Here is a 12080-nt window from a genome sequence, read left to right as displayed (position 1 = left end):
GGGGTGGAGCAGCCCGGTAGCTCGTCAGGCTCATAACCTGAAGGTCACAGGTTCAAATCCTGTCCCCGCAACCAACATCACACGATCAGATCAGCAAAAGCCCCCGTTCTCCAGAACGGGGGCTTTCTGCTGTTCGGAGCCCATCAGGACGAAGCTCGGCCGATGTTCGGTATCGGGTAGGGGAGGGCGCCGTGGCAACCTTGGCGCAAAGCGATCATAGCTTTGCCGAATGCGCCCCAGTCGAGATGGTCGAGGGCATCCGGCATATGCGGTCATCCGATAGCGCTCAGCGAGGGCGGCCTTCAGGCGAAATGCATCCGCCGCCCGGATGCACGCACTGCGATCGATCCAGGACGACGCACGCCGCGCTGTTGGCCTGAACGGCACGCCGCCTTAAGGTAAGTTGGGGTACGTCGTACAACGCGGCGTAGGGGGGAGCAGCGATGACGATTCAGCCGGCCGGCACGGCCGACCGCCATCGGGACTGACGAGCGCGGTTTGCGCATCTCCCGCTCAGCCAATCGAGACGACAAGGTCCGCGCGCTTCGCGCGCTGCCACGGCTGATGCGTGCCGGTGCAGGCGCGCTGCTGCTGATGGCAGCCGTACCGGGACCGGTGCAGGCCTTCGATCTGTTCGGCCTTTTCGGGAGCGAACCCGAGCCGCCGGCGCCGAGCCTTTCCGCCCTGCCATACACGGTCCGGATCACCGGCACCGACGAGTCCGATGTGCTTCAGGCCGTGCAGGATACCTCGAGCATCTACCGCCTGCGCCAGGAACCGCCTCCGGACGGGGAGGGGCTGCTGCGCCGGGCCGAGGCCGACCGTGCCAAACTGGTCGATGTCCTGTCGGGCTATGGCTACTACCAGGGCAATGTCGCGATCCGGATCGACGGCGCACCGGTCGGCGGGCCGGCCGCCGCGGCCGTCGGCGCCGCAGAGGCTTGGCGGAATCGCGGACTCGTCCCAGTTAAGATCGCGATCGATCTCGGGCCGCTCTATCACCTGCGCCGGATCGCGGTGCGCGACCCGGCCGGGCGGGTCTTCCCCGATGAGGTCCTGCCCCCACGGGTCACCCGCGTGGACGACGATGTCCCGGCCCGGTCGGCGACGGTGCTGGCGCGCGAAGCGCGGATCGTCGATCATTTCCGGGGCCAGGGTCATCCCTTCGCCAAGGTGATCGCCCGCGATCCGGTCGTGGACGATGCGGCCCACGTCATGGATGTCACCTTCACGGTCGATCCGGGACCGGTCGCCAGTCTTGGCCCAGTGGCGCTGAACGGCGCCCCCGGCATCGACCCGGCCACGATCCGCTCCTTCATCTACGCCGAACCGGGCGATCCCTACTCGCCGCAGGCGGTGGCGGCGATCCGGCGGTCGGTGGCGCGGATCGAGGGGATCGGAGGGGTGCGGGTCCGTGAGGGCACAACGCTCGACGCCGACGGCAACCTTCCGCTTTTCGTCGAGGTCACCGAACGGGAACGCAACCTCATCGGTGTCTCGGCGCGCTACTCCACGGTCGACGGGCCGGGGGTGCGGGCCTACTACGCGAACCGCAACCTGTTCGGGGGCGGCGAGACGTTCCGGCTGGACGCCGATATCTACTATCTGGGGCTCGGCAACGATCCGTTCGCAACTCAACGCAAGATCGCCGGCATCGGCACCAACGGTCTCGGCGGCCGCCTGTCGGCCACCTACGTTCAGCCCGCGCTCTGGGGCTCGCGCAACGACCTGCTGGCCAACGCCTTCGTCACCCGCGAGGTGCAGCAGAGCTATCTGGTCGATGGCGGCGGTGTCTCGGCGGCGATCCGGCACCGGTTCTCCGACACGTTCTCGGCGCAGATCGGCCTGGATGCGCAGGCCGGCCGTTCAAAGGACGCCCTCGGCACGGTGAATTACCGGCTCGTCGGCGTGCCGGCCTCGGTGACCTACGATTCCACCGACAGCCTCCTCGATCCCACCCGCGGCGTTCGGGCGATCGCGTCGCTGGCTGCCTATCCCGGGGCGATCTCGTCGCCCGGCATCCTCGTCGCGAAGGCCCAGGGCTCGACATATTATTCGCTGGACGACGAGTCCCGGTACATCCTCGCCGGGCGGATCGGCTTCGGCTCGGTCTCGGGTGCGCCGCTGGGTGAGATCCCGGACAATTTCCGCTTCTTCGCCGGTGGCGGCGGCTCGGTGCGCGGCTATCCGTACCGGACCCTCGGGCCGATCGGCCCGTTCAATCTGCCGATCGGCGGGCGCAGCCTGCTGGAAGCCTCGCTCGAAGCGCGCATCAAGATCACCGACACGATCGGCGTGGTGCCGTTCTTCGACGCAGGCACCGCGTTCGCCTCTGCGCTGCCGGATTTCGACGAGAAGATCCGGAAATCGGTCGGTATCGGCCTGCGCTACTACACCGGGATCGGCCCGATCCGCGCGGATCTCGCCTTCCCGCTCGACCCCTACAAGGGTGGCCATGTCCGGCCGGCGGTCCTGTATCTCAGCCTAGGGCAGGCGTTCTGAATGGCTGAACTGACCGGACGCACCGAAGCACGGCGGCGAACCGTTGTTCGTATGGGGCGTGGTGGTCCGAGCCTCGTCCTACTCGGCCTCGCGATGCTCGTGTCGGTCGCGGCGCCGCGAAGCTGGGCCGATGAAGGCGATAAATCCGTGCTCGGCGGGCTCCTGTCCCGGGCACTCTCCACACCGTCGTCGCGCGTGGCGATCGGCGCGGTCGATGGGGCCCTGTCGTCCGACGCCACCATCCGCGACGTCGCCGTCAGCGACCGCGACGGTGTCTGGCTCAAGCTCGACAAGGCGCGCATCGTCTGGCGCCGGCTTGCCCTGCTGTCGGGCCGGCTCGAAGTCGACAGCCTCGAAATCGGGCAGATCGAGATGCTGCGCCGCCCGGTGCCCGGCCCGACGCCGCCGGAGGCGAAACCCGACGGCAAGCTGCTGCCGGATCTGCCGGTGAAGGTCGAGATCAAGGACTTCAAGCTGGCCGAACTTGTCCTCGGCGAAGCGGTGGCCGGGCAGCCCGCCCGGCTGTCCGCCGAGGGCCGTGCCCGGCTGGGCGCGGCGAGCGAGGGCCTGGAGATCAAGGCCCGGGCGCAGCGTCTCGACGCGGCCGGGCGCTTCCTACTCAGCGTGCTCTACGTGCCGACTGGCGACAAACTTGAGTTGAAGGCGAATCTCGTGGAGCCCGCAGGCGGCCTGCTCTCGAAGGCGGCCAACCTGCCTGGAACGCCGCCGATCAATTTCGATCTCGACGGGAGAGGGACGCTCGACGCGTTTGCGGCCAAGCTCGATTTCACGGCCGGCCCGGAGATCAACGCGAAGGGCGGCGCCCGGATCTCGCGAATCGGCGCCGAGCGACGGCTCGCCCTGGATCTGGCGGCGCGGATCGAAGGTCTGGTGCCGGGGCCGGCGGCGTCCGTATTCGCGGGCACGACGCAGCTCGCCGGCGGCCTCGCCTTCGCGGATAGCGGCGCCTTCCGGATCGATCGGCTGGAGCTGACGTCCCGCACCGCCCGGCTCGCCGCCGGCGGAACCCTCGGCGCCGACCGAGTCGCCGATCTGACGCTTCAGGCTCGGGCCCTGCCCACCGAAGGCAGCGTGACCAAGGCGGGCGAGGCCGAGATCGGCAAGCTGACGTTCGATGGCAGCCTCAAGGGACCCATCGCGGCCCCGACGATCCACGGCACCCTCGACGCGGCGAGCGTCCGCAGCCGCGATTCCGCGCTCGATCGGGTCGAGGCGCGCTTGGATGTGACGCCACAGGGCGAGCCCTCGGCGCAGCGTTTCGCCATCAGCGCCGATGGCACGGTCGCGGGACTGCGGCTCGCCGACCGAGCCTTGCGCCGGGCCATCGGAAGCCGGGCGCAGCTCACGCTCCGAGCGGCCGCCGGGCCGGACGGGGTGATCGACGTCACCACGCTCCGGCTCGATTCCGAGACGGCCCGAGCCGGCTATACCGGCCGGATCGGGCAGAACACGCTGACCGGTACGCTCGATGCGGCGCTGCCGGATCTTGCGGTCTTCTCCAGCCTCGCCGGGCGCGGGCTCGCCGGATCGCTGGATGCGAAGGCAAAGCTCAGCGGCGATCCGGCCCGGAAAGCCGTCGCGGCCGATCTTTCGGTTTCGACGACCGGCCTCGCGACCGGGATCACGACGGCCGACCGCATCCTGGGTCGCACGCCCTCGCTGCAGGGGCGGGTGTCGCGGTCCTATGACGGCTACGGGTTCGATCACCTGCGGTTGGAGGGACAAGGCCTGTCCGCGACGCTGCAGGGCGAGGCGACCTCGGAGCTTGCCGACGTAACCGGCCGACTGGACCTTCGAAGCCTGTCGGATCTCGATAGCCGTCTCACCGGCCGCGCCGCGGTCGATGCCCGGCTGACCGGTTCCCTGGAGCATCCGAACCTCGCGGCGACGCTCACCGCGCCCACCGCCACCGCGGATGGCAAGCCGGTCCGCGGCCTGCGAGCCGAGGCTGCTCTCAAAGATGCGCTCCTGGCACCCGAGGGCAGCCTGCGGCTCTCCGGCGACGTGGCCGGCAAGGCGTTGACCGGCGATGCCCACGCGTCCCGCGCCGGGGACGATTGGGTGCTCGACCGGCTCGCTCTGAATCTCGGATCGGTGGCGGTCACCGGCAACGTCTCGGTCGCGGCCGAGACGTGGCTCTCGGCCGGCTCACTCACGGTACGAGCCGACAATCTCGAGGACGTCGCACCGCTCGCCCCCGAGCCCATGGCCGGGCGCCTCAATGCGGCCGTGACACTGGCCCGCGACGACGGTCGCCAGGACGCGTCGATCCAGGCCACCGGAGCCGCCCTGCGCTACGGCGGTACGACCCTGACCCGCCTCGACGCCGATCTGAGGGGCCGCGATCTGCGTGCCCATCCAGTGCTCGACGGGCGCCTCGACGCCGACCGCCTCGTGACAGCCGGCCAGCAGATCGACACCGTCCGGCTTGTCGCCAACGGCAGCCCGGCCTTCAGCGATGTCACGCTGAGCGCCAAAGCCCGCGGCTTCGGCCTCGACGGGGCGGCGCGGATCGTGCCAGCCGCCGACACGCGCATCGAGATCCAGCGCCTCTCAGCCGCTCGCGGGAACGACCGCTTCGCCCTAGTCGGACCGGCGGCCATCACCTTGCAGGACGGCGGCGCCGTGATCGACGGGCTCGCCATTGCGGCCGGGAGCGGCCGCGTGACGGTCGCGGGCCGGGCCGGACGCGACCTCGACCTGAAGGTCGCGATCCGGGCGCTGCCCCTGTCGCTGGCCCGGATCGCCGCACCGGACCTCACCCTCTCGGGGAGCCTCGACGGCGAGGCGGACCTGCACGGGCCGGCCAGCCGACCGGAGGGGCACTACGCGCTAAGCGTTTCCAAGCTGGTGGCGCCGCAGACACGGCAGGCGGGCTTGCCGGCGATCGATGCCAGCGCAAAGGGTATCCTGTCGGACGGGCAGGCCAGCGTGGACGGACGGGTCACCGCCGGCCGCGGCGTGGCCCTGACGGTGGCGGGTAAGCTCCCGATCGAGCCGGGCGGCCCGCTCGACCTGCGCGGCCGGGGCACCCTCGATGCGGCGCTCGCCAATTCCCTGCTGAGCGTCGGCGGCCAGAGTGTCGCCGGGGCCATCTCCGTCGACGGCGGCGTGACCGGGACACTCGCGGCCCCCCGGGCTCAGGGTGCGGCGACGCTTTCCGGAGGCAGCTTCACCGATCCGCTCAACGGGATCCGCCTCACCGGGATCGAAGGGCGGGTCAGCGGACGGGGCGACAGCCTCGTGGTCGAGCGCCTGACCGCGGCAACCCGGAACGGCGGGCGCGTCTCCGTGACGGGGCGCGTGGCGCTGGAGCCGGATTTCCCCGGGCAGTTCCACGTCGTCGCGGAGCGGGCCGAGTTGGTGTCCAGCCCGCTGATGACCGCGATTTCAAGCCTCGACCTCACCCTGTCCGGCCCCCTGGCCCGGACGCCGCGGATCTCAGGCCGGGTCGATGTCGCTTCGATCGACGTTGCCGTGCCCGACCGGCTCCCCGCCACCGTCCGGCCCCTGCCGGAGGTGCGCCACGTCAACACGCCGCCTGAGGTGCGTGCGCGCTTGACTCAGCAGGCCGCGCGAAAGGCCGCAGCTGCGCCCGGACGCAGGTCGAAGAAGCCCGCCGTCCCCTTCAACGCAACGCTGGACGTCGCGGTCGATGCCCCGGGCCGGATCTTCGTCCGCGGGCGCGGCATCGATGCCGAACTCGGCGGCGCCTTGCGGATCACCGGAACCTCGCTCGCGCCCAATGCGGTCGGGGCCTTTGCGATGCGGCGCGGCCGCTTCGAGCTCGTCGGCCAGCGCCTCGATTTCAGCCGCGGCCGGCTGACCTTCGCCGGCAGCCTGACCACCCCGGAACTCGACTTTGCCGCCGAGACCAAGGCCGGGGACGTAACCGCACGGGTGGCGGTGACCGGACCGGCCGACGCGCCGCAATTCGGTCTGACCTCCGATCCGGTGCTGCCGCAGGACGAGATCCTGTCACGCCTGCTGTTCAAGAAGGCGGCGGGCGGGCTTTCGCCGTTCCAGGCGCTGCAGCTCGCCCAGGCCGTGGCGCAGCTCTCGGGCGGCGCCTCGGGTCCCGACGTGTTCGAGCAGGCACGCAAGGGCCTCGGCCTCGACAGCCTGGACGTCTCGACAGGGGCCAGCGGCGGCCCGGCGCTCGGCGCCTCGCGCTACATCTCGGATCGGGTCAGCGTCGGCGTGAAAGCCGGCGCGAAGCCGGCCGATACGGCCGTCGGCGTGGATTTCGACGTCACCCGGCGGATCAAGCTGAAGGGCGAGGCGGGCAGCGACGGCCGGACCAGCCTCGGCGTCGGCGCCGAATACGAGTGGTGACGCAGTGGACGCAGGCCGGGCATCGGCGGGGATGGGTAAGCCTTCGGGATAGACACGCCCCGACAAAGAGTTAGGTTCGGCGCAAGCGGCCCCGACGGCCGCGGATCGGGCGGGAAACACCAAGGGCGATGGACGACCTTTTCGAGACGGACGACGATCCCCCGGTGCCGGAGGGGGGCTTCCTCCGTCTATTGCCGATCATCAACCGCCGCGGCCTACACGCCCGGGCCTCCGCGAAATTCGTGCAGACCGTCGAGCGCTACGACTCGACTGTCACGGTCACCCGGGCGGGTGAGACCGTGGGCGGACGCTCGATCATGGGGCTACTGACCCTCGGCGCCGCCATGGGCACGCGCATCGCCGTCACGGCCGTGGGCCAGGATGCTGAAACATGCCTCGATGCCATCGAGGCTCTGCTCGCCAACCGGTTCGGCGAGGACGAATAGCGGCGCTCAGATCGCTGCGGTCATATCTCCTTGCCGGGCCAGAGGCAGAGGTCCGAAATCGGGCAGCGCGGGCAGGCGGGTTTCCGGGCCGTGCAGATGTCGCGTCCGTGGCGGAACAGCCAGATATGGGCCCCGTCCTTGAACCGCTCGGGCACGAGGCGCGCGAGGCCGTCCGCGACGGCATCCACGGTCGCACCGGATGCGAGCGGGATCCGGTTCGAGACCCGGAACACGTGGGTGTCGACCGCAATCACCGGCTCGTGGAAGGCGAAGTTGGCCGTGACCTCGGCGCTCTTGCGGCCGATGCCCGGCAGGCTGCGCATCGCGACGGAACTCCGCGGCACGGCGCCGCCGTGTTCGGCGATCAGCGCCGCCGACAGCTTCACGATGTTGCGCGCCTTGGAGGGCCCGAGCCCGACCGGTCGGATGATCTCAAGGATGCGCGCCTCGCCCAGCGCCAGCATGCCGGCCGGATCGCGCACGGTACTGAACAGCGCCTCCGCGATCCGTGCGACCGTCGGGCCGGTGGACTGGGCGGAGAGTAGCACGGTCACCAGCAGCCGGAACGGATCGGTGTCGTCGAACCCGGCTTTCGGATCCGGATCGGTCTCGGAGAACCGGGTCATCACGGCGGCGACCTGTTCGGCCTCATCAGCGTTGATCGGTCGAACCGGCTTGGCGGGCGCCCGGCGCGGTGAGGATGGGAGGCCGTGGAGGGTGTCGCGCGCCATGCCGGGCAGCTAGCGTCCCGGCTGCGGCCCGGACAGGGCCAGCCTGCGCGGCTGATTGACCGTTCAGAGCGCTCTCCGCCGAAGTGGACACCGGTTCGGCGCAAGAGAGCGCGTCACAACAACGACTTAGAGCCGCGCGCGATCGCAACGCGGTCGGGCACGGCACTAAGCCCGCGCCCGCCGCCATGGGATCGAGGCCGGACCCGCACCGAGATGGAGGGTGCCGGCGACGATTTCGCCGGCCCGGCGCAGGAATTCCACCCGCAGCGCGCCACGGCGCCCGAACAGGCGGCTTACCACACGAACCAGCGATGCCTCCGCCGGATCGGCGATGATCGGATGCCGCGCGGTGCGCGCATCGAGCGCGAGGAAGGTCTCCACCGCGTCGCGCACGGCCTGCGGCTCGGTCACCGTACGGATCTCGGAGGTGGGCGCCTCCCATCCGGCGGGACGAATCCCGATGAGGCTCGGCGTTGGGATCGATCGCGACCGGGCTGACCGGGCCGACGCCAGCACGGGACGAAACCGCGGCGTCTCACGAGCGGGCTCCAATGCTCCGGCAAGCCGGATCGGACGGCGCAGGGCTCCGAGCCGGTCCCGCAGCGCCCGGTCGACGGCTTCGGCAGCGGCCTGCCCGACCAGGGCGGTGATCTGAGCCTCAGCCGGCTGCCAGGGACGCGCCCGTCCACCCCAGATCGGATGTGGCATCGCCAACGGCATGACGCCCTGCAGCGCCTCCCGCCCGGTCTCCGCATCGCGGTCCCAGACCAGGGCGATCGCCACCCGGCTTCCGGCGGCCCGATGCTGGGCGAGGGGGAGCAGATGGTCGGGATCGCGCAGCGGGTCGGTCACGGCGTTCCGGACGAGCATCGCCCGCCAGGCCGCAACGGAAGCCGCATCCACGCCGCCGGGCCGACGAAGATCGACCCGCCACGCGGCGGTCCGGTCCAGTTCCGGCCCCGCGGCGAATGCCGCCGCGCATCCGGGTGCGCCGGACTGGCCGCCCTGTATCACGGTGAAGCGTGGCGCCATCGCGTGTCCTGCCTCTCGACGCTTCGTCCCATTTTGGGACGCATCGGCGCCGCTGAAGCGCCATCTGGGTCGAGCGTTTCAAGGCCGATGCCGCGCTTGCGAAGCGTCAGGGCCCCGGGATCGCGAGGGGATTGTCGGTGAGGGCGGCGGCGTCCGGCGCATCGATGCGTGGGCGGCCCAGGAAGGCGTCCCAGAGCCGTTGGACGAAGGCCGGATCGAGATCCTTCAGGATCAGGACCAGACGGGAGGTATGATCGGGATCCGGCCAGCTCGGCAAAGTCATCGGCGCGTGGAAGACGTGCTGGACGCCATGCACCACCAGGGGCCGTTCGGGATCCTCTGCGAGGGCCACGATCCCTTTGAGCCGCAACAGCTTCGCCCCATGGCCGGACCGGAGCAGGTCCATGAACATCTCGAAGGCGGCGCGCGGCACAGGCGCCGCGCTGGTCAGGCAGACAGCCTGGATCGACGCGTCGTGCCGGTTCACGTCCGCCTCAGCCTGAGCCATGCGCGCGAGCCCCTCATCGCCCAGCCACGCGCGCACATCGGCGCCTTTGCCGTCGAGGCCGAACAGGCCACCGAGCAGCGTCTCGGCCGGTGCATCGGGTGCGAGGATCGGCGCTACGGGATTGAGGGCGGCAAGCCGCGCCCGGATCGCGCTGGTATCGCTCGCGAGATCGGTCTTGGTGAGAACGATCCGATCGGCGATCGCCGCCTGCCGGACCGCCTCGGGATGCGCGTCGAGGGTGACGGCCCCCGTCAACGCATCCACCACCGTCAGCACGGCCTGGAGGCGGAACCGGAGCACCAGATAGGGGTGATAGATCAACGCGTGCAGGATCGGCGCGGGATCGGCGAGACCGGTGGTCTCGATCACCACGCGCCGGAAGGCCCCGATCCGCCCGTTGTCGCGCTTGCGCAAGAGGTCTTCGAGGGTCGCGATCAGGTCGCCCCGCACCGTGCAGCACAGGCAGCCGGCGCCCAACAGGATCATGTCCTCGTCGACCGTCTCGATCAGCAGGTGATCGAGACCGATTTCGCCGAACTCGTTGACGATCACCACCGTGTCGGCGAGCGCCGGATCGCGCAGGAGCCGGTTCAGCAGCGTGGTCTTGCCGGATCCCAGAAATCCCGTGAGCACCGTAAGCGGGATCGGCTCGGGGCGTCTCGGATCGGGGGCGGGCGCGGGGCTGATCGACATACCCGTCGAGGTAAGGGTCCCCGAGGCCTACGGCAACGCGCCAAGCCGTTCCCCGGGAGCGCTTACTCGTCCGCGGACGCCTTCTTGTTGGCCGGTTTCTTGGCAGGGGCCGGCTTGTGCGCGGCGGTCTTCGCGGCCGGCTTGGCTAGCCCTTTGCCCGGCTTGGCCTCCGGCATCGACGGTGCTGTCGCGGCGGTGTAGGCGCTGACCGAACGGGGGAGCGCGTGGGCCGGCTTGGCGGCGACCTTCGGCGCGGGCTTGGGAGCGGATTTAGCGGCTTCCTTGGAGGCTTCCTTGGCAGCGTTCGCGCGTTCTGCCCGTGCCGCACGCGCCTCCTTGGCGGCCTCGATCGCCGCGATGCGCTTGGCCTTGGCGGCTTCGAGCTTGGCGGCGCGACTGTTGGCGACCGAGGCTTTCTGCTCGGCTTCCTGCGCGTCGAGGATCTGCTGGCCCTCGGCCGGGTTACGGCCGATCCAGACGGCAATCGGCTCCAGCGGCGCCCGCGGCGGCAGGGTGCGGGCGCGCAGGGCCGGGTTCGAGAAGGCTGCCATCGCCAGGGCCGGCGAGTTGGCTGCGGCGCCACCGATCAGCTGCGCCGCAGAACCGGGGGCGCTGATGGCTCCGGGGCCATCCTCGATCGCCGGAGCCTTCTTGCCGCCGCACACGAACGGCCGCATGTCCGGCGGCTGGGGCAGGGCGGAGGCCGGCAGCGCGTCGAGCGTCGGGCTCGTCCAGCCGGCGCTCTGGCTGAAGGCGTAGTCGAACAGGTCGGCGGCCTTCACGTCGCGCTCGCGCGGCGTCGGCTGGCCCATCACGATGGTGACGATCCGGCGGCCATTACGTGTGGCGGTGGCCACCACGTTGAAGCCGCCCGAGCAGATGAAGCCGGTCTTCATCCCGTCCGTGCCAGGATAGCGCCCCAGCAGACCGTTGTGGTTCGCCATGACGGCGCGGCCGAACTGGATCGCCGAGATCGAGAACAGGTCGTGGGAATCCGGGAAGTCGCGGATCAGCGCACGGGCCAGCACCGCCATGTCGCGGGCCGAGGTCCACTGGCGCGGATCGGGCAGGCCGTTGGGGTTGTACCAGTGGCTGTCGCGCATGCCGATCCGCTGGGCGGTCTCGTTCATCAGCGCAGCGAAGTTGTCGACCGAACCGCCGAGATTCTCGCCGATCGCGAAGGCGATGTCGTTGGCCGACTTGACCATGATGATCTTGAGGGCGTTGTCGAGGGTGAGCTGCGTCCCCGGCTTGAAGCCCATCTTCGAGGGCGGCTCGGCGGCCGCGGCGGCCGAGATGGTGATCATCGAATCGAGCGAGACCTTGCCCTGGCGCACGAGGTCGAGCGCGACGTAGGTGGTCATCAGTTTCGTGATCGAGGCCGGGTACCAGGGATCGGTCGGCGCCTGCGCGTAGATCACCTTCCCGGAGTCCACGTCCGCCACGAGGATCGGCACCGTAACCGCCTCCGCGGCCCGGATCCCGGCGACGCTCGCCCCGAGGAGACCCGTCAGCGCCGCGAACCCGACGGAAAGGCGCCGGAGGAGGGAAGAGGACATGTGTGTCCGACTCGTCAGAGGATCGCCAGGATCGGTACCGCGCGGCACCGCAGGTCCGGCCGACGGGCCGGGTAAAGGGCACAACCCGAGCGACCAGATTCAGTCGCTGCGCTGCGTTACGGCATCAACGTGCCCACCGTGGCAAGAGCAAGGCGAGAGTGGAGCGCGGCCCTGCGCGGCGTGGTTGTCTGTGGTCTCCGCTACGCACAGCGCCTATCTGCCACCGACACGCCGCGCGGGCCATCGCGCGGCA

General features: G+C 70.4%; 7 protein-coding genes. 3 read left to right on the top strand and 4 right to left on the bottom strand.

Annotated elements, in window-relative coordinates; all coding sequences use genetic code 11:
• The first annotated feature begins 564 nt into the window (after positions 1–564).
• From MKK84_RS14120 to MKK84_RS14110, 3 genes are all read left to right on the top strand, one after another.
• The gene (locus MKK84_RS14120) at positions 565–2502 is read left to right on the top strand and encodes an autotransporter assembly complex protein TamA (RefSeq protein ID WP_243920634.1); all 1938 of its coding nucleotides are present in this window, start codon (positions 565–567) and stop codon (positions 2500–2502) included.
• A complete protein-coding gene (locus tag MKK84_RS14115; RefSeq protein WP_409566499.1) occupies positions 2503–6858 on the top strand; it encodes a translocation/assembly module TamB domain-containing protein in 4356 nt (1451 codons plus the stop codon). It begins immediately after the preceding gene.
• A 128-nt stretch (positions 6859–6986) separates the two neighbouring features.
• The gene (locus tag MKK84_RS14110) at positions 6987–7304 is read left to right on the top strand and encodes an HPr family phosphocarrier protein (protein WP_243920613.1); all 318 of its coding nucleotides are present in this window, start codon (positions 6987–6989) and stop codon (positions 7302–7304) included.
• A 20-nt stretch (positions 7305–7324) separates the two neighbouring features.
• Here the strand turns inward: MKK84_RS14110 and nth are convergent, their stop codons facing one another.
• From nth to MKK84_RS14090, 4 genes are all read right to left on the bottom strand, one after another.
• Positions 7325–8035 carry an endonuclease III domain-containing protein gene (gene nth / locus MKK84_RS14105; RefSeq protein ID WP_243920611.1) on the bottom strand — a complete coding sequence of 237 codons (711 nt, stop codon included), beginning with the start codon at positions 8033–8035 and terminating at the stop codon, positions 7325–7327.
• A gap of 165 nt (positions 8036–8200) precedes the next feature.
• Positions 8201–9067: a GNAT family N-acetyltransferase gene (locus tag MKK84_RS14100; RefSeq protein ID WP_243920609.1), complete on the bottom strand. Its 867-nt coding sequence runs from the start codon at positions 9065–9067 to the stop codon at positions 8201–8203.
• A 106-nt stretch (positions 9068–9173) separates the two neighbouring features.
• Entirely contained in the window at positions 9174–10268 is a 1095-nt protein-coding gene (locus MKK84_RS14095; protein ID WP_243920607.1) for a CobW family GTP-binding protein, read from the bottom strand.
• Positions 10269–10330: 62 nt separating this feature from the next.
• Entirely contained in the window at positions 10331–11827 is a 1497-nt protein-coding gene (locus MKK84_RS14090; RefSeq protein ID WP_243920605.1) for a serine hydrolase, read from the bottom strand.
• Positions 11828–12080: the final 253 nt, after the last annotated feature.

The sequence above is a fragment of the Methylobacterium sp. E-065 genome (assembly GCF_022829605.1).
Classification (GTDB): domain Bacteria; phylum Pseudomonadota; class Alphaproteobacteria; order Rhizobiales; family Beijerinckiaceae; genus Methylobacterium.
The sequence above is the reverse complement of the archived record's forward strand: the minus strand, read 5'-3'. Positions and strand labels throughout refer to the sequence as shown.